Source organism: Isoptericola jiangsuensis (genome assembly GCF_048320105.1).
GTDB classification, from domain to species: domain Bacteria; phylum Actinomycetota; class Actinomycetes; order Actinomycetales; family Cellulomonadaceae; genus Isoptericola; species Isoptericola jiangsuensis_A.
Genome location: NZ_CP182942.1, coordinates 638,943 through 661,296, shown reverse-complemented (window position 1 = coordinate 661,296; position 22,354 = coordinate 638,943). Strand labels below are relative to the sequence as shown.

Sequence of the window (22,354 nt, the reverse complement as noted above, 5' to 3'; positions counted from 1 at the left end):
GTCAGCTCCCCAGGATCCGGATCTGCATCCCCGCCGGCACGTACGGCTCGACGAGGCGACGTGCTGCATCCGTCCGGAGCGGACGACGCAGGTGGTGGTGGACCCCCATCTCGGCGCCGCCCTCGCCGCCGCGACGGATCGCGAGGGGCGACGACGGCGCGAGTGCGGCGTAGTCCGGTGCGGCGGGGTCGACGGACAGGTACGACGGCGCGACGGCGCTCGCGGCGTCGCTGCCGGGCACGCAGCGGAACCGGCGGGGTGCGCGCGAACCAGGTCCGAGGTAGGAGAACCGTGCGCACCCCCGCTGCCTGTCCACGACCGTGACGACGCCGTCGCAGATGCTCGACGTGACGTCGAGCAGACGGCACCTCAGGTCACCGAGGACGGTGGACCCGGTGATGTCGGCGTGCGTGCCCTCGGCGGTCAGTGCCGGCACGTCCGGGTCCGCACCGGGGCCGCCCAGCCGCGGGTCGACGACGGTGTCCCTGACGACGAGACGGGGTACGGTCGCCGTCAGCTCGATCCCGCCGACCAGACTGCGTGTCACCACGACCTCCAGCGCCCTGTTCGGTCCGGTCGCGTCGCCGGCGACGACGATGCGCCCCGTCACCGTGCACTGGCTGACCCTCAACGACGCGAGGCCTCCGGGGCGTACGTGCACGTCGCCGAGGATCACCAGGCCGTCGAGCAGCAGGCCGGCACCGTCGCTGCCCGTGACCACGACGTCGCCCACCACGCGGGGGCGCAGCCCTTCGGCGACGTAGGTGCCGGGCACCGGGGCCGCGACGTCGCCGTCGAGCAGCCGTCGTTCCTTCCACTCGGCCGCGACCAGCACGAGACGCGAGTCCGCCGGGACCTCCAGGGTGACGTCGCCGACGTGGTCCTCGCTGTCGGCGACGGAGACGACCCGTGAGCCTCCCGGGGGCGCGGTGGACCAGCCGGCCGTCACGGCGGCGACCCCGTCGGCGATCGTCACGACCGCGGGGGCTCCGGCACCGCCCGGCACGCGCGACTGGGCGTCGAACCGGTCACGGCGGCCCTCCGGGCGCACGAACGGGTCGTCGTCCCGGGCGTCCTCGTGGCCGGACGAGCGGTCGTAGGTCCCCGCGCCGACGTCCGCCACGGCAGCGGTCGCGTGGTCGACGTGCAGCGTGTGCTCGCCGTGCACGGCGGGGTCGTAGGGGACGCCGTCGACGTACGGCTGCAGGCGTCCCTGCACCGGGTCGACGAACACCTGCCAGCCGTCCAGGGCCGGGGTCGGCTCCAGCCCGCACACACCGATCCGGGCAGGAGGCAGGGGGGCGCCGGAGTCGACGCGTACCGCCACCGGCACGTCCAGCGGAGCCGGCCAGACGGCGCGTGCCCGCCGCAGCAGGTCGAGGAGGCGGCGGGGGCGCAGCGGCACGGGCAGGTCCGCCTCGTCGGCGACGCGGTCGCTGGTGGCGGCGGAGGTCGGTGCCGCGAACCACGGGCTCGGCAGGCCGAGAGGGTGCGTCAGCCAGCCGTCACCGACCGCGTGCGCCGGAGCGTGGATCACCTCGTACACCTGCAGCGGGAAGACGAACACCACGATGTTGGCGATGCCGTAGCGGCCCTGCCCCCCGCCGGGGCCCGGGTCGACGTGTCGTGCCTCGGCGGTGTGGGCGTGCCGCGCAAGTGCGCCCCGGGCGAGCCCGGGCGCCTCCAGCTCGACGACCGCGGCGTCGCGGACCGAGGCCAGGGCGGGCCTGTCGGTGCGGACGTGGTTGACGTGCGTCGTGGTGGCGAGCCGACGGTAGGCCTCCACCGCGGTGGCGGGCCAACCGGTCACGTCCCGGACCACCTGCTCGAGCACCGCGACCGTGCCCTTGCGCTGGCGGTAGGTCACCGTGTTGGCCACGACGGCTCGTCGGCTGGCCCCCGCCCGTGAGCCCGTCCCGAGGTCGCCGGGCAGACCGACCAGCCCGACGAGGTCGGCCAGGTAGGGCACCACCCACTCCGGGGCGGTCTCCACGAACCACGAGTCGTAGAGCCGGTCCAGGTCGTCCTCCACCAGGGCGAGCTCGCCGGCGACGGCACGGAGCAGCGCGTGCAGGTGCCCGCCCGTGCCGGCGTCGCGCGCCAGCACGTGGGCGGGCAGCAGCGACGCGAGGTGCTCGGTGCGCTCGGTGCGACGCTCGTCGTCGACGGTCATGACCGCACCCCCACGGTGAGCAGGTCCGGGACCAGCCGCAGGGCCTGGGCCGGCAGCATCGCACGGGTCGCGCCGTCCCAGCGGGCCGGGGCGGCGACGAGCAGCGCGCCGTCGGATCCGGGCAGCGGCGGCGACGCGGACAGCAGCGGCATCGTCGCCGAGACGACACCGGCGACCCGCGTCGCGGCCACCAGCACCGTGGACGACGCCAGAGCAGCGCCGACGTCGGGTTCCCCGTAGGCGGTCAGCAGCGCGGTCCGGACCGCACCACGGACGTCCTGCGGCCTGTGGCGCGGGTCGACGTCGATCTCGAGGGCGACGCCGACGTCGACCACCTGAGCGGCGACCACCAGCAGCGGCGCCCGTTCGTCGCGCGACCGCTCCACGGTGGCCCGCAGGTCGGCGAGCAGCGTGTCCGACGCGGGACCGCCGTCGGCGCCCAGGACGGACACCACGACGTTCTGCCCCCGGCCGTCCCACACCAGGTCGGCGCGGGCACCCCCGACACCGGAGTAGCTGCGGGCGAAGTCCTCGTGGTCGGCCACCGACACCGCGCGGTCGAGGGTGCGGATGCGCTGTGGTGCGTTGGTCCGTGCCGGCTCGAGGTCCTCCGGCGCGGCCCAGTCGTGCGACGCGGCAAGGTTGGTGACCGTCGCGATGCCGCGCGGCTTGCGCACGGGCAGCACGATCTGGCCGGCCTCGGCGGCTCCCGGCCGGCCGATGCCGACCCGGTACGTGGCGCGGACGTTCTCCTGGCCGGAGGGCAGGCGCGCACCGTGCACGCCGTCGCCGAAGGTGACGGCGGTGCCGCCGTCGGCGTCCTGGCGCACGATGTACACCTGGTCGTGGGGACCGGCGGCGTGCAGGGTCGTCACCTCGGTCCACGCGACGTCCTCGACACGGACCTCCAGGGCGGCGACCGCCCCGCTCGGCACGGTCGTGGACCGCACATGGGTGAGCGGCGGACGGCGCAGCGCGAAGGAGGGGAACCTGACGCGCCCGTCGCCGCTGCCGAGCACCTGCTGCACGGTCTCGCCGTGGGTGGCGCTCGCGACGTTGGCCCGTACGACGACGGTGCCCGGGTGGTAGGCGTTCTCGAGCGCCGGGGAGACGACGACGCGCTGGGCGCCACCGGCGAGCGGGGCCACCGCGGTGAGGGTGACCGTCTCGACCGCCCAGGTGCCGTCGGCGGTGGTGCCGGTGACGGCGACGAGGCGACCGACCGGCAGGGGCGGCGTCGTGCCGGCGACGTCGAGCACGACGGGGCTGCTGCCTGCGGCGTTGCCGACGAGTCCCGGACGGGGCGCGCCGGAGACCGGCAGCTGCTCGGAGACCGCATGGACGATGGCGGTGCGACGCGAGAACGTGGACAGGTTCTCGCCGATGTCGAGCGCCAGCCGGGTGACCTTGCCGGCCAGGCCGTACCGGCGGGCGCCGTCGGGCGTGACGTCCTCCACCTGGTACGCCTCGGTGCTCCCGGGCTGGTCGAGCACGATCCACGAGCCGGGCACGACGTCGGGCTGGTCGCCGTCCAGCTCGATGAGGCGGTCCCCCTGCGAGTCGGCGGCGAGGTTCGCCCAGTCGCCCGTTGCCGGGACCCCGGGCGGCCGGTGCGTGGTGACGAACATCTGCGGGTCTGTCGCGTGGTGGCCGAACAGGTCGAGTCGCCGGGTGAGCCGGTGGACCGTCACGTCCGCCAGGGCGACGAGCTCGCGCCCCTGCCGGTAGCCGAGGGGCCGGTCCAGCCGCAGCCGGGTCCAGCCGGCGTGGAACGCCGGGGACACCTCCACCTCGACGACCCGGCGGAAGTCCCACTGCTCGGTGGCGGCGGAGTGCGGGTCCCCCGGGGCGACGCCGTGCCGCTCCGCTCCCACGACGAGCAGCAGGTCGTCGACGCCCGCCACCGGGTCGGTGGTGTGCAGCCACACGTCCTGGGTCCCGAAGGCCAGCTGCTGGGGGACGGCGTCCACGGCCGGCACCGCGTTCCACGCCGCGCGCGCCTCGAGGTCGCCGGAGGTCTCGAAGACCTGCGGCAGCGTGCCGGGCGCGGGCACCGTCTGGACGGGCGTCCCCGCCGGGACCGTCACCACGTCCGGTGCGCCGGGAGCCGTCTCGACGTCGACGGCGAGCTCGGCCTGCGCGGCCACCCCGGGCCGCAGCTCGTAGCCCAGGCTGCGGGCGTGCTGACGGACGGACAGCTCCTCGGTGGCGGTGCGCAGGAATCCCTCCTGGGCGATGCGCTCGGTGTAGAACGACACGACGTCGGTCACGACGGCCCACGCGTCGAGGAGCGCCACGGCGGGATCGTCCGGATCGAGGGCCGGGACGGTCCGGCGCATCCGAGCGAGTGCGCTGCCGTGGGGTGCGACGCGCCAGCGCAGCGTCCGCTGGCCCGGGGGGTTGGCGACGTCCGGCCCGGGCGGGCACCCGCAGGCGCCCCGGTCGTCGACGCTCATGTCCCCCCTCCGATCCGGACGACGACGCGGCCTGCCTCGGGGTCGTTGGCGTCGCTGTCGCAGCGGAGCAGCTCGCGCGGGGCCATCTCGAGGACGCCGTCGGCGAGGTCGGCCGCCGCCCGGGCGGGCGTGGCATCGGCCCGCGCGAACCGGTCGAGCTCCACCCAGGCCACGCCGTCCACGGACATGGCGGTCGCCACCACGTCGGACAGGTGCAACGCCTGGCCGAAGGTGAAGCGGTCGGGGTGGAAGAAGCCCTGCTGCCCGTCGGGCCGCATCCTCGAGGAGAACGCCTCGCGCAGCTGCAGCTCGACGTCCTCGCGCAGGTGCCCGGGCAGGGCGCATCCCCGGATGTCCAGCTCCAGCGGCACGTACACCGGGCGCTCCAGCTCGACGTCGACCCCTGCCATCCGGCGGGTCTCGAGCTCCGCCGTGACCTCGGCGCGCAGCGTCACGTCGTCGGCGCGGGCGACGGGGTCGAGGGTGACCTCCTGCGCGTACCAGGACCCCGTCCAGCGTCGGCGGGCCACGGCCCGCTGGGTGCCCGGGTGCCGTTCGGCGACGACGGCGTGGTCGGGGGAGGTGACGGCGCGCATCTGGGTCCGGAACGCCGCCGGTGCGAGCTGGCGCACCTGCTCCGGTCGTTCCGGGTCGGCGGCTCCGGACGCCGGAAGCGGGTTCCAGACCTGCGGGGGGTCCGTCAGGACGTCGGCGGGCCGTGCGGACGCCAGCACCCGCACCAGGCGGTCGGCGACGACCTGACCCGGCGTGCCTCCACCCAGACGGTACGTGGCGAGGAGCTCGGCACCCCCGGTGGGTCGCCGACCGTCGAACCCGTCGCCGAACCGCAGCCTGGCGACACCACCGGGTTCCGGTTCGACCACGACGTGCGGGTCCAGGCGCCCGCTTCCCAGCAGGTCGGACCGGGGCAGCCACTGGCGTCGTCCGTCCCACAGCGTCAGGGCCGCGCGGGCGCGGGTCGGGTCAGGGCGCAGCAGCGCGGTCGCGGCCGCGGCGCCGGACGTCTCCGGGTCGACGAACGCGAGCCCCGGCAGTCGGAGCCGGGGTCGGTACGGGCCCGACACGGGGACCTGGGGGGCGATCAGCGGGTCGTCCCGCACGCTCGCGCCGTGGTCGGCGACGACGACGTTGGCCAGCGCGACCGCTCGCACGACGTCGGCGTCGTCGGAGCGGACCCGGAGGGGGCCCGGCAACGCGTCGGTGCGGGACCAGACCAGCTCCCACACCCAGCAGCCCGCCAGCGTGTCGACGAACCGCCGGGCGTCCCGCACGAGTCGCACGGGGTAGCGGCGTGCGACGTCGCCGCCGCGCGGAACCTCCTCGTCGTCGGGTGCACCGCCGGCAGGCTGCTCGACGAGCACGAGCAGGTCGCCCGATCTCAGCTCGGGGTCCGTGCCGACGGGGGTCGAGACGAACGCCGCCGTCGTGCCGGCGGGCAGGCAGTGGTCGGTGTCGCCCCAGGCGTGCAGGGGCAGGGCGTTGCGCACCCTGCGTGCGGTGAGGTCGCGGACGGTCTCGAACACGGTGGCGCCCCGGTCGGCGGCCTCCAGGGGTGAGCCGGCCTCCTCCTCGGCGGGCAGGTCCGTGACGGGGGTGCCGCGAGGCACGACGACGTCGCCGGCGGCGACCGTGAAGGAGAGCAGCGTGCGGGCCGCGCACCCCTCGTGCACGTGGTAGCCGAGCAGCCGGGCATGACGTCGCACGGAGGCACGTCGGCGGGCCGTGCCCAGGTACGCCTCCACGGCGACGGCGTCCTGCCAGGCCGCCAACCGGTCGCCGAGCGCCGCGAACAGCTCGACGAGCATGATCGCGGGGTCGGCCGGGCTGGTGTCGGTCCAGTCGGGGAGCAGGGTGGACAGCCGGTCGAGCAGGCGTCCGCGGAGGGCCTCGTAGTCGCGGGCCAGGTAGTCGCCCGGCAACAGGTCCTCCGGGACCTGGGGGGCAGGATCGCCGGTCTCGCAGTCCAGGTCCGAGGGGCAGTCGACGGTGAACGTGAACGGTGCGGCACCCAGGGCGACGTCGATCCCCTCGGGGGTCCTGGCTCCGGCCGGGTCCGCCGGGTCGAGCAGCCGCACGGTGTAGGTCGACCAGTCCCCGCTGGAGGTCGTCCGGACCACGAGCGCCCGCGCCCGGGTCGCGTCGTCGGGCCGACCCTGTCGGTCCCGCAGGGTCTGGTCGACCAGGGTACGGTCACCGGCCGTGACGCCCGGGAGGTCCGCGTCGGCGGCGGGCGGCTCGGCACCGGCACCGACGATCAGGGTCGCCGGGTAGGCCCACTCGACCCCCACGGGGTTGAGCGCCGGGTCGTTGCGCACCCCGCCGTGGATCTCCACGTGCGCGGCGCGCCACCCGGCCGGGACCGGACCGTTGACCAGGTGGACCAGGAGGGTGCGCCGCTCCGGAGCCCCGGGCACGTGGCTGGTCGGACCGGTGTGGTTGGACAGCACCTCCACGAAGTCGATGCCGTCGGTACCGGTGGCGCCGCGCACCAGCGACCGCCTCGACTCGGCGTCGACGGAGGCGGCGAAGGTGCCGGTCACGGTGCGCCTCCCTCGACCGTGACGCTGCGGCGGTCCTCGGCACCGGTCGCGGTGACCGGCAGGTACTCCACGACGACCTCCAACCGGGCGTCGACGGCGGTGACCCGGACCTCCTCGATCCTGACGAGGTCGCCGAGCCAGCGCTGGAGCGCACCCTGGACGAGGGCCTGGGTCGACCGGGCGAGGGCGTCGTCGGACGGGGCGAACACGAGCCGGCCGACGCCGCTGCCGAAGTCGGGGCGGTTGACACGTTCGCCCGGCGCCGTGAACAGCACCTGTTCGACGAGCCCGCGGACGTACTCGTCGTCGTCGACCAGGGCGGTCCGGCCGCGGCCGTCCAGGTGGAGCGGAAACGCGAGGTGCCGTGGCGCCCAGGCTCGACGGGGGATGTCGGTGCTCATGCGGCACGCACCCGGGTCTGGGTCGTCGAGACCGTCATCGGGGTTCCCGTCGGCACGCACTGGCCGGGAGCCTGCTGGATCGCCAGCGGCTGGCGCATCGAGGTGACGCGCAGCGTGCCGCTGGTGAACGTCCCGGTGACGCACGGGCCGTTGCCGGCGTTGGGCGGCGGGAAGGTGCAGCCGCTGATCGTCCACGGCGGAGCGAGGAGGACGGCGGTGTCCCCGCCGAGGCGTACCCGGGCGGCCGGACCGCCCGTTCGGGCCTGACCCTGGTGGGCGCACGTGACCACCGCGGCGGTGGTGAGCAGGTGTCCGGGCATCACATCACCTCCAGCGCGCCGTCGTTGATGGACACCGAGGTCATCGTCATGGCGATCTTGTTCTTGCCCAGGGAGACCTCGACACCGGTCGAGCTCGCGGTGACGGCGATGGGTGCCGCGACGGCCGGTGAGTCGACCTGGAGGGTGACCCCTCCGGCGCCCGGCAGGTCGCTCAGCTCGAGCTTCACGGCCTCCGTGCGGAGCATCTTGACCTGCTCGACGGCGGGGGCGGCCGGCACCTCGCCCGCCGCCCAGAAGCATCCGGCCAGGATCGGCTGGTACGGGTCGCCCCCCTCGAACTCGATCCAGACGTTGGCGCCGACCGGGGGGACGAGGAACAGGCCGACCTGGTTGCCGGCGTAGGGCGTGCAGGGCATGGCCCAGCTGAGGCTGCCCTCGCCGAGCACCGCCGGGCACGACACCTGGACCCGGCCCAGCTGGAGCGGGTCGATCGTGTTCTCCACGTTGCCGCGGTACTTGCCGTAGAACGGGCGGACCTCCGTGGGCTCGGTCATCACACCCTCACCACCGGGACGGTCGAGCCCAGCCCGTCGCGGGCGAGCGAGAAGTCGGCCCCGTAGGCGCCCCGGCCGACGTGGTGGGTCACGCGACGGACGTACCACAGGCCGTCGTTCGACCATCCGGCGCCGCGCACGCCGACCAGGGCACGGGGGCGCAGCACGGCGCCGTAGGCGGCACCGTCGAGGCTGCCGTCGCAGTGGACGGCGTCGCCCGCCCGGTCGGTCGCCGCCTGCGCGCGGGCGTAGGCGGCGACCGCCCCCACCCCCGAGTCGCGGAACTGTCGGACGCGGAGGTTCTGCTGATGCATCACCGACGTGGGCACCGCCGCGAGCGGGAGCCGCAGGGCACCGACCGTCCGCACCGGGAGCGTGGTGCCGAGCCGGGCGTCCTTGACCTGGCCCTCCTGCACCTCGGGGCCCAGCACGTCCTCGCGGAACCGGAGCTGCCCGGTCACGTTCGTGACCGGGCCCAGGTCGACCGACAGGGCAGGCTGGGGCAGGCCCTGGCGGATCGGCGGACCCCAGTAGAGGGTCGAGGTGCCGGGCGCCGGGCCGGGGACGACGTAGCAGACGTACCCGTGCCGGGTCGCGAGGAGCTGCAGGTGCTCCCAGTCGGTGCCCTGCTGGGTGGGTGTGCGTTCGATGGGCAGGGGCGGGTCGACGTCCAGGGGTGGGACCACCAGGGCCACGAGGCCGTGCAGGGCGTACCGGGCGGCGATCGCCCGGACCTGGAGCGAGTCCTCCAGACCGACGTGCTCGGCGGACCGTTCGTGCCGGTCGAGCAGCAGGGAAAGGTCCTGGCCGGTGACCCGCAGCTCGGCGGCGTCGTCCTGGGTGCCCGGGACGAGCTCGGTCTCGGTGACGATGCCGTCCGCCAGGACGTGCGGCACGACGCCGACGGTCAGCACCACGACGACCCGGGCGTTGGAGCGCAGCGGCGTGAGGGCACCGACGACGGGGGAGTCGAACGCCTGGGTCGGGCCCGACCGGCCGGCGTCGAGCGTGAGGGTGAACGCCGACCGGGACCCGTCCGACTCGGTCACCGTGATCGTCCGCAGCCGGGTGGCCAGGTGCGGCGGCAGCGGCACCGGGACGGTCGGCCCGGCCAGGACGGTGACGTGGACGCCGAGGTCGAGGATCATCGGGGCACCCCCGGTCGAGGGACGACGACCTGGGTGCCCACGGCCTCGGCGGAGACCAGGTCGTCGGGGTCGAGGGCGGCGTTGGCGTCGCACAGCCGCCAGAAGCCGAGGGGGTCTCCGGTCAGGGCAGCGCTCAGCAGGTCGAGCCGGTCGCCGGGCACCACGGTGTGCAGCGCGGTCGAGGGCGACGTCGTCGGCTCGGGCGGGAACCGTCGTCGGTAGTGGCGCACGAGCCGTCGTGCACCCGTGCTCGCGGTGACCTCGAAGGTCGTCGTGGGGACGTCGTCGTAGCGGGACATCGTCAGGCCCCCTGCCCGATGGCGGCGACACCTGCGGCGCCCGCCGTGGTGGCGAGGGCCTCCTTGACGACCTGGTGCGCGACGAAGACGTAGTGCCCGGGGTCGGTGGGCGCGAGGTCGTCGTAGGTGAGCACGGACAGGGACAGGTCGACCGTCGCGCGCACGGGCTGGAGGGTGGCGGCGTCGAACGCCTGTTCCGTGACGGTGACCGAGTCGAGCCGCACCGGCACCACGAGGCCCGGCCCCCAGGCGAGGACGGCCAGGGGTGCCCGCGGCGGCAGGACCTCGATCGTCCCCGCCAGCAGCAGCGCGGTGTTCGCGACGACGCGCGCCACCGACGGGTACATGAGCATCTCCAGCACGGCGAGACCCGCCGCGACGCCTGCGGCGCTGGTGACGCCGTCGCCGACCTCGAGGCCGTCGGTCGAGTCCAGCTCCACCCTCATGGCGATCCGCTGCGTCGGAGCCCCGAACACGCGGTCCTGGTCGACGGTGCTCCCGCCTCCCGCAGGGGCGCGCGGTGTCAGGGTGCGCGTCACCTCGTCGGGGTTGTACTGGAACACCGCGACGCGGGAGAGCGCAGAGACCGGATCGACGGCGACGATCGCGCCGGGGACCGTGCGCGGGCTGCCCGGGAAGCTGCTCATGTCCCGGATGCTCCGCCCGGCACGTCACCGCGCTGTCAACCGACCGTCACCGCGCCCGCGGAGGGTGAAGAACGAGTCCTCGTCCGGCCGGTGCGGCCGGCTGGACGTATCAAGGAGGAGAGCACCTGCGTCTCTACCGGTATCCACGAGGAACGTCGACCGGCGGCCTCGTGCCCTGTCCACGGTGCGGCCGCGAGCCGTCCTCCCCTGGGGGTGGTGTGTGTCGGAGCAACTCGGGCGTCGTGAGCTGCCGCACGACCCGGCCGTGGCGATCAGGCTGCTGGGATCGTTCGTCCTCGAGGTGGACGGGGACGTCGTCGCCCTGCCGGTCGGCGCGCAGCGGCTCGTCGCGATGCTGGCGCTCCGGGGGCGCACCGGACGGAGCCGTCTGGCGGGCCTGCTGTGGCCGGACACCCTGGAACAACGTGCTCTGGCGAGCTTGCGCACCGGCATCTGGCGCGTGAACCAGTCGGCTGTCGGGCTGGTGCGGGCGGCGCACGGCGCCGTCGAGCTGGGGCTCGGCCCGGTCGTCGACGTCGACCAGCTGATCGAGAGGTCGCGGCCCCTGCTGGCCGGGCCCGAACCGGACTGCCCCGCCGAGGGCCCGGACGTCGCGTCCGGCGAGCTCCTTCCCGACTGGGACGACCAGTGGCTGGACGCCGAGCGCGAGCGGTTGCACCAGCTTCGCCTGCACGTCCTGGAGGCGACGGCGGTCCGGCTCGCCGCGCGGGGCCGGTACGGGCTGGCGCTCGAGGCCGCGTTGGCGGCGCTGCGCGCGGACGACCTGCGCGAGAGCGCGCACCGCGCGGTGATCGCGATCCACCTCGCCGAGGGGAACGTCGCCGAGGCGTGCCGGGCCTACGACGTGTGCCGTCGTACGCTGCGCACCGAGCTGGGCATCGAGCCGTCCGCCACGACGTCGGGCCTCGTCGGCACGCTCCGGGCCGCCGTGCCCTCCCCGGCGCCGCGCGTCACGGCGACGGCGGTGCCGAGCTGATGTCGAGGTCCTCCGGTTTCCGTTCCGCAGCGGGGTCGTCGGGGTCCACCTCGACGACGAGCATCGCCGCGTTCTCGGCCTCGTAGTCCTCGGACTCCTCCACGAGGTCGGAGACGGCGCGGAGGCGTGACACCGCGGCGAGGACGGCGAGGGCGGCGACCGCGACGCCGAGCGCGGTGGCGGCCAGTGCCCGATGCCGGCCCGTGGGGCCGGTGCGTGTACCGGTGGTGAGCATGGTCATCCCTTTCGCACGAGCGCGGCGACGGTCCGGTCGCCGATGCTGGCGTCGGCGCGGACGCCGAGCCACCGCTGGATCTGCTTCCACCGGGTGGCGAAGACGGACCCGGCGACGCCGTCGACGTCCTTGCCCTTCAGGCCGGCGACCTGCTGGGCGATCTTGACCGCCGCCCCCGTGCTGCCGACCTTGACGCCGTGGGTGGAGGTGAACCAGGTTCTCGGCCCGACGACCCCGTCCGGGGTGAGCCCGGCCTTCTTCTGCCACGTCCTGGTCGCCTCGGTGAGGGAGGCGCCGAACGCCGGCCCGGTGTCACCGTCGAAGACGCCCTGTGCGCGCAGGTACTCCTTCCACAGGCGGTTCCAGGCGTGCCGTCGGCTGCGCTGCTTGATCGTGGGCGGACGCCGCGGCTTGAGGGACGGGGCCGCGGCCGTCGACGCGCCCCGTCGCCGACGCCGCGCGGGCCGCCTGCCGGCCCCCTGGTCGGCGGTCGGGTTGTAGACGAGGTGCCAGGGTTCGTTGACGCGGCGCCCCTCGGTCTCGGTCCAGCCGTGGTTCTTGAGGATCGGGTAGGCCTTGCAGCGGCGGCCGTTGCCGAACTCGCCGACACCGCCGAAGTCGTTGACGTCCACGGCCAGGCCCCAGCCGTGGTTGGAGTAGCCGGGCACGGCCGCAGCGGCGCCCCTGACCCGTCCGTACGTGGCGCCGTCGTACTTGCGGTAGTCGCGAAACGGGCTGCGTGCGCCGCGCCGGTAGCGCTGGAAGAAGAACGTCCGTTGCTCGACCAGCGTGCGCGTCCATCCGCGGACGGTGAGGCGCAGCCCGGTGTCCTCCTCGACCTGGACGACGGCACGGTTCCACGACTCCGCGGCGTCGCGGCGCAGGTACGCCCGGGATCGTCGGCTGGTGCCGTGGCAGCCCGGAGGGAGGACCTCCGCCAGGATCGACTGGGGCACCTCGCCGTTGCGGTAGGTGCGACGTCCGAACCTCATCGTGCTCATGTCAGGACCTCCCGGTCGTGGTCAGGGGCGCTGTGCCGTCCCGGGCGGGTGGCGGGGGGATGGCGACCGTGGGGTCGCCGAGGATGACGGTGCTCGCCCGATCGTGTGCGGTGATCCGGTTGTACAGGGTGGTCTCCAGCGGGACGCGGGCCGCGTCCCCGAAGGTCACCTGGTACTCCTTCTCCGCGTTGCGGTAGGCCTGCAGGAGCGAGCCGATCGGGTCGTAGTGGGGCTCCATCGAGTAGCCGACGGGCAGACCGGCGAAGAGGCGTTCGTACAGGGACCGGCGGAGCGAGTCGGTGAGCTGCGCCCGGTTGGGCGGGAACTCCAGAGTCCAGTTGAAGGTGGGTTCGACGTGACCCACGAAGGCCCGCAGCGGCTTGTCGGCGCCGAGGAGCGCACGGGGGAGCGGGGCGCAGAGCGCGCCGAGCTCCGCCACCCGGCGCAGGGTCGCCGCGAGGTCTCCGGCCACGAGACCCTCGTAGGCGGTGGGGCTGTCGGCCCCGGCCGAGCAGCACGCCTGGGCGAACCAGACGGCGCCGTCCGGCTGCCACGCCTCCAGCAGGGCGGCCGGGTCGAGGAGCGCGTGGTGATGGTCGACCGGCTTGCCGAGGTCGGCACGCATCGCCTCCAGGTCGCCCAGCGGCCCGGTCTGCCCGTGGCTGCTGGAGACGACGAGGGCGGGCCGGTGCTCGGCCAGGGCCGCGGTCAGGGTGGCGATCGTCGCCGGTGCCGAGCGGCCGTCGAGGAACGTCGGTCGCAGCTCGTGGTCGCCGGCGAACGCGTCGTGGATCGGCTGGGCGACCACGTCGCGCATGAGCGTCGTGATCTCGCCGACCTGGTGGTCCACCGCCCAGACGACCGGCGAGGACCAGCGCGCCGCGGAGTCCTTCCACTCCCCGAGGAGGGCATCGACGTAGCGGGTGAGTGCTGCACCCTCGAGGTCGAGCCGGCCGACGTAGCGCACCGGGTTGAGGATGAACTGGATGCGCCAGGGCACGAGTGCGGGGGCGCCGTAGATCAGCAGGAACATCGGCAGCTGGTCGGCTCCGGCCCCGGCCGGTGCGGCAGGCGTGAAGGGCTGCATCCCGTTGGTGTAGTCGGTGAGAGTCCAGTCCGCGTGGGTGGTGCCGGGGCGGTACCGGAAGACCCGGCCGCCGCGCGCCTCGACCAGCCGTCGCACGTCCCCGGGGAGGTCGACCAGCTCGACGAGCTCCTGGCGCGACAGCCCCTCCGGCTCCCGGGCGACCAGGGCCCACCCGACCTTCGGGCTGCGCCAGTCCCACGCGTCGTAGGGTGTCGGTCGCATGGTGCGCTCGCCGAGCACGAGATCCGTCGTGGGCCGCAGGTCTCGGGCGAACTCTCCGGCGGGCTCGCCGGCACCGGTCCAGGCGTCGGCGACCAGGGTGTAGCCCTCGACGAGTGCCGGGGCGTCGCGCGCCGGCAGGGTTGGGTCGGTCGCGTCGTCGGCGGTCACGGTTCCTCCTCCAGGGAGTCCGGGGCGAGCCCGAGACCCGGGGCGATCTCGGTGATCCGGGCCTCGACGGCGGCGCGGAACGAGGCGCCCGTGTCGGGCGGCAGCGAGGTCCGCACCGACATCAGGGCGGTCAGCTCCAGGCGTTCGAGCCGGTGGTCGGCCACCTCGGGCCCGTCGTCGACGATCTGGAGCTGGAACTCGTCCTTGCGCAGGTAGAGGGCCGGGACCGTCCACTCCCGTTCCGGTCCCGGTGCGGGTCCGTCGTTCAGCTCCCGAGCGGTGGCCAGCCTCTGCCGTGCGGTCGCGACGAGGACCGCCCAGTCGACGGGGGTCGCGGTCGGGGACGGGGCGTCGATCCGCGCACCGAGATCGTCCAGGAGCGTGCCGTAGAGGCTCTTGGTGACGTTCTGGGCGAGCAGGGAACGGATCGGTGCGCGCATGCCGACGACGGCGTGGGCGCTGCCCTTGCTCACCAGCTCCCGGGCGAGCGAGGTGAGCCCTGCCTCCTCGTCGACCGCGGCGCTCGCGCAGCAGTTCAGGACGACGAGCCAGAACCCGCCGTCGGTGTTGCGCGTCAGCTCGGCGACCTGTTCCTTGTCCAGCGCGAGACCAGGTCCGGGAGTGGCCGCTCCCCAGTCCGTCCTGAGCGCGAGCCGCACCGTGCCGTCCGGCGAACCGTGGGCGAACAGGTGCAGGACGTGGGGCCGGAAGTCGCGGACGAGCTGCCTGAGGACGTGGAAGTCGGTCGGGACGAGGTGCACCCCGGCGATCTCCGGGGCCGTGCCCGCCGTGCGCTCCGCCTCGAGGCCGACGGCGAGGTCGGCCTCGCCGAGGACGAAGAGGATGCTCATCCGCGGTCCGTGGGCGGCATCGGGGGGCATCGCCGCCCGACGGAGCTCGGCGATCTCCTGCTCCGCCGCCACCCCGAGGCAGGACAGCACGGCCACGACCCGGACCGGAGGGGCGAGCTGATAGACCGGGACGCGGGGCTGGCCCGCGGCGACCACCCGGGCGAAGGCGTACTTGGTGCTCAGCGCGAGGTACTGCTGGCCGTCCTCGTCGGGGAAGCGCAGGGTCTCCCAGGCGAGGGCGTCGGTCTTGCTCTGCGGCAGGATCTCGGCGCAGACGCCGAATCGCTCGTCGCGGCTCGTCCGGGCGCCGATCAGGTGGTCCCGGAGGACCGTGTTGACCGACAGCGCGTCGTAGAGCCGACCGCCGTAGTCGGCCTCGGCGTCGCTCGCCGGCGCAGCCATGGCGACGGCCGGGCAGGTGAACTCCTCGTGGTAGGTCTTCGGGTCGGTGGGTTCCACCAGGCTGACCAGGGGGACGGCGCTGCGTCCGAGAGCGGAGATCTGGAAGACGACGCGGTTCATCGGGACCCTCCAGCAGACGACTGCTCGGTGCTCCCGCCCGCCGGGGTCGGCGGCAGGTGCTCGTCGAGCAGCCGTGCGACCCGGGACAGCGCCTCGACCGCTGCCGCGTCCGCCGGGCGGTCGGCCGTGGCAGGGAGCCAGGCCATCTGGAGCTGCTCGATGCTCCGCACGGCGGAGGCGACCCACGCGTCGGTCTGCTCGACCGCGGCGAGGCGGGTGGTCTCCGGCAGGAAGGCGGAACCGCCGTCGTCGAGAAGCCTCATGCGGCCGGCCCACGTCGGTGCGGAGTCCTCGCCCGTCGCGCCGGGCTCGGGCACAGGATCGAGGAACAGCGGGTTCAACCAGGCGGTCATCGCCGGGAGCACGGCCGCTTCGTCCGACGGCGAGAGCACCGTGCGCAACGCTGCGGCGAGCTGGACGGCATCGGGGTCCTGCGAGAGGTCGTGCACCGCGGTGAGCCCGGGCCGCAGCCGCGCGACGTCGTCGGCGAGCTCTCGGAGCCCGGCGGCACCGTGGACGGTGCCCGGGGTCGCGAGCGTCAGCCCGATCGCGCCGACACGGGTGAGCAGCTCGACGATCTCGACCGACTCGACCAGCCCCGCCTCGGCCCCGGCGGGGTCCGACGGGTCGGGCAGGGCGAGCGAACCGCGCCCGTCCTCGAGGCACCCGGGAGCGACGATGTGGACGATGTCGAGCCGGTCTCCGTCGGCGGCGTCGAGCAGCCATCGGAGCCACGGGTTGGTGACGAGCTCGGAGCCGGTGGCGTGCGCCGAGCCGTGCGTGTCGCCGGGCACGTGCACGACGACCTCTCCGGGCGCGCCGTGGCGGACGAGCGTCTCCTGCACCGCCGGGCACGACGCGGAGTCGGTGAAGACGTGCACCACGACCTGGGGGACGTGGTGCCGGTACTGCTCGACCACCGCGCGCGCCGTCCGGGCGACGGCGCCAGGGACGGACGGCGTGCTGACGACGAGCGCCACCGCGAGGCCTCCGGCCGGACGGCGAGGGCGCACGGGATGGAACGGCAGCCGGTACAGCGGACGCCCGAGCGGGGCGAGCAGTCGCTCCCACGGCACGACCGGCAGGAGTCCACGGGGCGCGGGGATCTCCAGCCACAGCGCGTTGTACGGCCGGACCGGAGAGGCCCCGAGTGCGGTGACGGTCTCGGTCAGCCGGCCCACGAGGGGTGCCGGGACGTCCAGCACGGCGTCCTCGACCCGGTCGAACACGGACCGGGTGAGCCCGAGGTCTTCGACGGGGCAGCGCCCCGCCTCCCGGAGCCCGTCGCGCCCGCGCACGGTGCTGAAGACGACGGCGGACGTCGCGAGGTCGAGCGAGATGCGCAGCGTCGGCAGGTCGATCTCCGTCCGCAGTGCCATCGCCATCGGGTCCTCCTGACCGCAGGGTGGTGGGTCGAGTCAGGGCTGACGGATCTGGCTGAGCAGGGCCCAGGCCGTCTGGTCGCACTCGACGTCGCCGTGGCTCGGGATGAACCGGGTGCCGTCGACCCCGACGACGCGGTGCTCGCCCTGGAGCGGGTAGGCGGCCCCGACGTCCGGCATCGGCACGACGTCGACGAGCTCCGCGCGGGCGAGGCCCTGCGGACCGACCCCACCGAGGGCGGCGAACCTCGACGGGCCGCCGGCGATCGCGGCGTCGCCGAGGTCGGACCGCCGGCGCAGCGCGAGGTGGAAGACGCGGGTCAGCGGCATGTCGTGCGCGGAGCGGGTCGTGACGATCGGCTGGCGCACGCGGTCCAGTGCACTGCGGTACCCGCCGGGTCGTCCGCCGACGGACCCGGCGAACGCGAGGGCGGACAGGGCCGGCTGGAGCAGCAGGACCGAGTCGACCTTCGGTCGCGGCGGTGCGCCGTGGCTCACGGCGGACAGCACCACACGGCAGCCGTAGGAGTGCCCCACGAGGTGGACCCGCGCCCCGGTTGCGACGATCCGGCGCAGGACTGGCCCGAGCCCTCGCGCCCCGACCCTGCCGGCGCGGTCCTTCATCTGGCGGACGGTGGCGAGGCGGATCCCTTCGCGCAGCAGCTCGAGCGGGTTGAACCCGGCGACGTCGGGTGTCGTGACCGGTGCGTCGTCGTCGATGATGCCGCCGCGCCGGGTGGTCGGTTCGGTCACGAGGCCGGCGCGCGCCTCCTGCCACGTCTCGACCAGCGCGGTGCCGTCGCCGGGCTCGGGCGGTGCGCCCGACTCGTCGTCGGGGTCCACGGGAAGGTCGGCGAGGATCGTGGCAGCGCGCCGCAGCCCCGTCGTCCCCGTGCCGGGATCGGCCAGGATCTGGCGGATCTCCGCCACCTGGCTCGGATCGAGCACGTCGGCGAGCGCGTCGAGCTCGGCGGCGAGGTCGTCGGCCGGCCCGCCGGCGATGTCGGGGCCGCGCTCGGACGGCATGACCAGGACGATGCTGGGCCAGGTGACACCGACGTAGACCGGACGGAACTCCCGCTGCGGTGCGCCCTTCGACCGCAGGACCCGGTCGAGATGGTCGAAGAACCGGTCGTAGCGTGACGTCGCGGCGCGGAAGTCGTTGTTCCACCCGTGGGCGAACACGACGACGTCGGTGGCGTCGGCGGCTGCCCCGACGAGCGCCTCGAGGGACTTCGGCGAGGTGACGGTGCCGTCCTTGTCGAGCTCGAGGAGGTAGACGGGCGCCGGTACGAGGTCGGTCGTCCGGATCGTCCAGGGGATGTGCTGTGCGGACATGGCGTCGTCGATTCGTCGTTGCCGGTGGTGCCCGATGGTGTCGACCGAAGGTCGGTGGTCTCGCTGCCTCACCTGGACGGAGCGCGACGGACGCGGGTTGATACCTTCGCATCGATTCTGGGCACGGTCCTGCGGGCTCGCACCACGTCGGGCGTGCGCGGCGACCGGCCGGCGGGTGAATCCTCGGTCGGGCGTCGGTGAGGCGTCGGTGCGTTCGCGGCTGCGTTTTCTTGACTCGTTCCAGAAAAGGGGCCAGAGTGGGGGCATGACTTCGGCCCTCGACGCACGGCAGGTGCTGCGTGGGGCGTCCCTGCGGGTGACGCGCCCGCGTCTGGCGGTGCTGGAGACGGTGGAGGCCCTGCCCCACGCCGACACCGACTCGATCATCGCCGCCGTCCGCCAGGACCTGCCCGACGTCTCCCACCAGACCGTCTACGACTCCCTGCGCACGCTGACGGCGTCGGGACTGGTGCGCAAGATCCAGCCCGCCGGGTCGGTCGCCCGCTACGAGACGCGGGTCGGCGACAACCACCACCACATGGTGTGCCGCGCGTGCGGCACCGTCGTCGACGTCGACTGCGCCGTCGGGGAGACGGTCTGCCTCACGCCGTCGGACGCCCACGGCTTCCAGATCGACGAGGCCGAGGTCGTGTACTGGGGCCTGTGCCCCGACTGCCGGGCGCCGTCCGGCACCGCTTCCCTCTGAACCGACAAACCCCCCATCCCTTCGGAAGGACCTTGATGACCCACGAATCCCACGGCGTCGTCCCCGTCAGCGAGGACACCGAGCCCATCGGCGGCACCGGCGGCGAGGCCGCCGAGGCGGCCGAGGCGGCCGAGGCGGCCGGCCAGTGCCCGGTGATCCACGGTGAGCGTGCCCCGCACCCCACCGAGGGTGGCGGCAACCGCAGCTGGTGGCCCAACCAGCTCAACCTGCGGATGCTCGCCAAGAACCCGGCGGTCGGCAACCCGCTCGACGCGGACTTCGACTACCGTGCGGCGTTCCTCGCCCTGGACCTCGCGGCCGTGAAGGCCGACGTGCAGGCCGTCCTGCACGAGTCCCAGGACTGGTGGCCGGCCGACTTCGGCAACTACGGCCCGTTCATGATCCGCATGGCGTGGCACTCGGCGGGCACCTACCGCTCGCACGACGGCCGTGGCGGTGGCGGCGAGGGCCAGCAGCGGTTCGCGCCGCTGAACTCGTGGCCCGACAACGTCAGCCTCGACAAGGCCCGCCGCCTGCTGTGGCCGGTGAAGAAGAAGTACGGCCAGAGCCTGTCGTGGGCCGACCTGATGATCCTCGCCGGCAACGTCGCGCTGGAGGACATGGGCCTGGAGACCTTCGGGTTCGGTGGCGGTCGCGCCGACGTCTGGGAGGCCGACCAGGACGTGTACTGGGGCCCGGAGACCACCTGGCTCGACGACAAGCGCTACACCGGTGAGCGCGACCTGGAGGAGCCGCTCGCGGCCGTCCAGATGGGTCTCATCTACGTCAACCCCGAGGGCCCCAACGGCAACCCGGACCCCCTGGCGTCCGCCGTGGACATCAAGGAGACGTTCCGGCGCATGGGGATGGACCTGGAGGAGACGGTCGCCCTGATCGCCGGCGGCCACACCTTCGGCAAGACCCACGGTGCGGGCTCCGACGAGCACCTGGACGCCGACCCCGAGGCGGCCGGCCTGGAGATGCAGGGGCTCGGCTGGAAGAACGGCTACGGCACCGGTGTCGGCGACGACACCACGACGTCGGGCCTGGAGGTCACCTGGACCTACCACCCCACCCGCTGGGACAACGAGTTCTTCCACATCCTGTTCGCCTACGAGTGGGAGCTCATGGAGTCCCCGGCCGGTGCCAAGCAGTGGCGCCCGACCGACGGCGGCGGGGCGGACATGGTGCCGCTCGCGCACTCCGACGGACGCCGCGAGCCCCGCATGCTCACCTCCGACCTCGCGCTGCGCGTCGACCCGGAGCTCGAGCCCATCTCCCGGAGGTTCAAGGACGACCAGGCCGCGTTCGCCGACGCGTTCGCCCGCGCCTGGTTCAAGCTCACCCACCGCGACATGGGGCCCAAGGTCCGCTACCTCGGCCCCGAGGTCCCCGCCGAGGACCTGCCCTGGCAGGACCCGCTGCCCGCCCGCACCGCCGCCGACCTGAGCGACGAGCAGATCGCCGCCCTCAAGGCCGCGATCGCCGGGTCGGGCCTCACGGTCGCCCAGCTCGTCTCCACCGCCTGGGCGGCGGCGTCGTCCTACCGTGACTCCGACAAGCGCGGAGGCGCCAACGGCGCGCGCATCCGGCTCGAGCCGCAGCGCTCCTGGGCCGTCAACAACCCCGACCAGCTCGGCACCGTCCTGCCCGTCCTGGAGGACGTGCAGCGGTCGTTCACCCAGCAGACCGGCGCCGAGGTGTCCCTGGCCGACGTCATCGTCCTCGCCGGAGGCGTGGGCGTCGAGCAGGCGGCCGACGCCGCCGGGGTCCAGGTCGAGGTGCCCTTCGCCCAGGGCCGTGTCGACGCGACCCAGGAGCAGACGGACCTCGACCAGTTCCGCTGGCTCGAGCCCTTCGCCGACGGGTTCCGCAACTACTCCGGCAAGAGCCCGCTGCCGGCGGAGTACAGCCTGGTCGACCGCGCCAACCTGCTCGGTCTGTCCGCGCCGGAGATGACCGTGCTCCTCGGTGGTCTGCGGGTGCTCGGCACCAACCACGACGGCTCCGACCACGGCGTGTTCACCGACACCCCGGGCGTGCTGACGAACGACTGGTTCGCCAACCTGCTCGACATGGGCACCGAGTGGAAGGCGCTCGACCCGGGCAAGCACGCCTACGTCGGCGTCGACCGCGCCACCGGCGAGAAGAAGTGGGTCGGCACCCGCTCCGACCTCGTCTTCGGATCCAACTCCGAGCTGCGCGCGCTGGCCGAGGTCTACGCCTCGGACGACGCCCGCGAGAAGTTCGTGGCGGACTTCGTCGCGGCGTGGGTCAAGGTCATGAACGCCGACCGCTTCGACCTGCGGTACGCGGACCTCACGGCCTGAGCCGCACCGCCCCGGCGACGCCCGGGCCACCCGTCGTGGTGGCCCGGGCGTCGACGACACGTCGCCACCGTCCGACACGAAGCCCGATATGATCGGCACCGAGGAGCCCAGTCACCAGCTCCCCGGCAGCCCGTCGTGAGCACCGCGGTCCCCAGGACCGCCCACGACGGCCGAGCACCGCCAGGAACGCACGTTCCACCTTCAGGGGACGCCGTGACTCGCAGACCGCGAGTCGTCGCGAAACATGAGGGAGGCAACATGGCGACCATCCAGGACGCCCCCGCGCACGACGACAGCGCCACCGACCCCAGAGTCCCCAGCGGCACCTTCCGGGCGGACCTCGCCCGCAGCTCCTGGCAGTGGTCCGACGAGATCTACGCGCTGCACGGACTCCAGCCGGGACAGATCGTGCCCACCACCGCCGCGCTGCTCGCGCACGTCCACCCCGCGGACCGGGCCGGCGTCGAACGGACCCTGCACGAGGCGGACGACCACGGCGTGGTCAGCACGCTGCACCGCGTCGTGGCCGCCGACGGCAGCGAACGCGTCGTGTGCCTCGTCGGCCAGGCCTTCGCCGCCGGGCCCGAGGGCGCGCCCCAGATCGTCGGCCACCTCGTGGACCTCACCCACCCGGTGAAGCGCACGGCGGCGGCGCTCGCGGACGCCTCGATCCGGGCCGCCGCGCGCAGCCGGGACGACATCGAGCGCGCCAAGACCGTGGTGGGACTGGTCCTCGGCGTCGACGACGACGGCGCCTTCGACGTCCTGCGTCGGCGGTCCAACACGACCAACGTGCCGGTGCGGCTGGTGGCCAGGGCCCTGCTGGGCGAGGCGCGACGTCGGACCCTGGACGCCGGGCTCTCCGCCGCGTGGCTCGAGGCGTACCTCGCGTCGGACCCCGTGGCGCACGACGCCTGATCGCGCGCAGCGGACACCGGTGCGGTCCGGTGCCCGGTGCGCGTGGCACCATGGGTCGAGGACCTCACCACCGATCT

General features: G+C 74.1%; 19 protein-coding genes. 4 read left to right on the top strand and 15 right to left on the bottom strand.

Translation table 11 applies throughout. The features are described from left to right. Nucleotide 1: 1 nt before the first annotated feature. The 9 genes from ACNHYB_RS03120 to ACNHYB_RS03080 are packed head-to-tail and all read right to left on the bottom strand — an operon-like array spanning nucleotide 2 to nucleotide 10,520. A complete protein-coding gene (locus tag ACNHYB_RS03120; protein ID WP_418276922.1) occupies nucleotides 2-2,173 on the bottom strand; it encodes a phage tail protein in 2,172 nt (723 codons plus the stop codon). Beyond that, on the bottom strand, nucleotides 2,170-4,629 hold the full coding sequence (locus tag ACNHYB_RS03115; RefSeq protein WP_418276921.1) for a baseplate J/gp47 family protein: 2,460 nt from the start codon (nucleotides 4,627-4,629) through the stop codon (nucleotides 2,170-2,172). The genes ACNHYB_RS03120 and ACNHYB_RS03115 overlap by 4 nt, the downstream gene beginning before the upstream one ends. Further along, nucleotides 4,626-7,190 carry a hypothetical protein gene (locus ACNHYB_RS03110; RefSeq protein WP_418276920.1) on the bottom strand — a complete coding sequence of 855 codons (2,565 nt, stop codon included), beginning with the start codon at nucleotides 7,188-7,190 and terminating at the stop codon, nucleotides 4,626-4,628. Before ACNHYB_RS03110 ends, ACNHYB_RS03115 begins: the two co-directional genes overlap by 4 nt. Next, nucleotides 7,187-7,591, bottom strand: a complete 405-nt coding sequence (locus ACNHYB_RS03105; RefSeq protein WP_418276919.1) for a GPW/gp25 family protein — start codon at nucleotides 7,589-7,591, stop codon at nucleotides 7,187-7,189. The genes ACNHYB_RS03110 and ACNHYB_RS03105 overlap by 4 nt, the downstream gene beginning before the upstream one ends. Further along, nucleotides 7,588-7,911, bottom strand: coding sequence for a hypothetical protein (locus ACNHYB_RS03100; protein WP_418276918.1), 324 nt, complete (start codon nucleotides 7,909-7,911; stop codon nucleotides 7,588-7,590). The genes ACNHYB_RS03105 and ACNHYB_RS03100 overlap by 4 nt, the downstream gene beginning before the upstream one ends. Further along, a complete protein-coding gene (locus ACNHYB_RS03095; RefSeq protein ID WP_418276917.1) occupies nucleotides 7,911-8,426 on the bottom strand; it encodes a phage baseplate assembly protein V in 516 nt (171 codons plus the stop codon). Before ACNHYB_RS03095 ends, ACNHYB_RS03100 begins: the two co-directional genes overlap by 1 nt. Then, nucleotides 8,426-9,574, bottom strand: coding sequence for a hypothetical protein (locus ACNHYB_RS03090; RefSeq protein WP_418276916.1), 1,149 nt, complete (start codon nucleotides 9,572-9,574; stop codon nucleotides 8,426-8,428). Before ACNHYB_RS03090 ends, ACNHYB_RS03095 begins: the two co-directional genes overlap by 1 nt. After that, nucleotides 9,571-9,873, bottom strand: coding sequence for a hypothetical protein (locus ACNHYB_RS03085; protein ID WP_418276915.1), 303 nt, complete (start codon nucleotides 9,871-9,873; stop codon nucleotides 9,571-9,573). Before ACNHYB_RS03085 ends, ACNHYB_RS03090 begins: the two co-directional genes overlap by 4 nt. 2 nt (nucleotides 9,874-9,875) lie before the next feature. Beyond that, a complete protein-coding gene (locus ACNHYB_RS03080; protein WP_418276914.1) occupies nucleotides 9,876-10,520 on the bottom strand; it encodes a hypothetical protein in 645 nt (214 codons plus the stop codon). A 220-nt stretch (nucleotides 10,521-10,740) separates the two neighbouring features. On the opposite strand from ACNHYB_RS03080, the gene ACNHYB_RS03075 reads away from it, so the two are divergent. Beyond that, nucleotides 10,741-11,517 (top strand): AfsR/SARP family transcriptional regulator, encoded by a 777-nt coding sequence (locus tag ACNHYB_RS03075; protein ID WP_418276913.1) that lies wholly within the window; start codon nucleotides 10,741-10,743, stop codon nucleotides 11,515-11,517. On the opposite strand, the gene ACNHYB_RS03070 is transcribed toward ACNHYB_RS03075, so the two are convergent. The 6 genes from ACNHYB_RS03070 to ACNHYB_RS03045 are packed head-to-tail and all read right to left on the bottom strand — an operon-like array spanning nucleotide 11,492 to nucleotide 18,323. Then, on the bottom strand, nucleotides 11,492-11,752 hold the full coding sequence (locus tag ACNHYB_RS03070; RefSeq protein ID WP_418276912.1) for a hypothetical protein: 261 nt from the start codon (nucleotides 11,750-11,752) through the stop codon (nucleotides 11,492-11,494). The two genes, ACNHYB_RS03075 and ACNHYB_RS03070, sit on opposite strands and share 26 nt — an antisense overlap. Before the next feature lie 2 nt (nucleotides 11,753-11,754). Continuing rightward, nucleotides 11,755-12,753, bottom strand: coding sequence for a peptidoglycan-binding protein (locus ACNHYB_RS03065; protein WP_418276911.1), 999 nt, complete (start codon nucleotides 12,751-12,753; stop codon nucleotides 11,755-11,757). Between the two features lies 1 nt (nucleotide 12,754). Next, nucleotides 12,755-14,230 (bottom strand): hypothetical protein, encoded by a 1,476-nt coding sequence (locus ACNHYB_RS03060; RefSeq protein ID WP_418276910.1) that lies wholly within the window; start codon nucleotides 14,228-14,230, stop codon nucleotides 12,755-12,757. Further along, nucleotides 14,227-15,603, bottom strand: a complete 1,377-nt coding sequence (locus tag ACNHYB_RS03055; RefSeq protein ID WP_418276909.1) for a CHAT domain-containing protein — start codon at nucleotides 15,601-15,603, stop codon at nucleotides 14,227-14,229. Before ACNHYB_RS03055 ends, ACNHYB_RS03060 begins: the two co-directional genes overlap by 4 nt. Further along, on the bottom strand, nucleotides 15,600-16,988 hold the full coding sequence (locus ACNHYB_RS03050) for a hypothetical protein (RefSeq protein WP_418276908.1): 1,389 nt from the start codon (nucleotides 16,986-16,988) through the stop codon (nucleotides 15,600-15,602). The genes ACNHYB_RS03055 and ACNHYB_RS03050 overlap by 4 nt, the downstream gene beginning before the upstream one ends. 33 nt (nucleotides 16,989-17,021) lie before the next feature. Continuing rightward, nucleotides 17,022-18,323, bottom strand: coding sequence for a hypothetical protein (locus tag ACNHYB_RS03045; protein ID WP_418276906.1), 1,302 nt, complete (start codon nucleotides 18,321-18,323; stop codon nucleotides 17,022-17,024). Nucleotides 18,324-18,588: 265 nt separating this feature from the next. Here ACNHYB_RS03045 and ACNHYB_RS03040 point away from each other — a divergent pair, with 265 nt between their 5' ends. The 3 genes from ACNHYB_RS03040 to ACNHYB_RS03030 all read left to right on the top strand — a co-directional run bounded on the left by ACNHYB_RS03040 (nucleotide 18,589) and on the right by ACNHYB_RS03030 (nucleotide 22,277). After that, a complete protein-coding gene (locus ACNHYB_RS03040; RefSeq protein WP_418276905.1) occupies nucleotides 18,589-19,029 on the top strand; it encodes a Fur family transcriptional regulator in 441 nt (146 codons plus the stop codon). A gap of 35 nt (nucleotides 19,030-19,064) precedes the next feature. After that, nucleotides 19,065-21,359, top strand: coding sequence for a catalase/peroxidase HPI (gene katG / locus ACNHYB_RS03035; RefSeq protein ID WP_418276904.1), 2,295 nt, complete (start codon nucleotides 19,065-19,067; stop codon nucleotides 21,357-21,359). Between the two features lie 258 nt (nucleotides 21,360-21,617). Continuing rightward, the gene (locus ACNHYB_RS03030; protein ID WP_418276903.1) at nucleotides 21,618-22,277 is read left to right on the top strand and encodes a PAS and ANTAR domain-containing protein; all 660 of its coding nucleotides are present in this window, start codon (nucleotides 21,618-21,620) and stop codon (nucleotides 22,275-22,277) included. Nucleotides 22,278-22,354 lie beyond the last annotated feature (77 nt).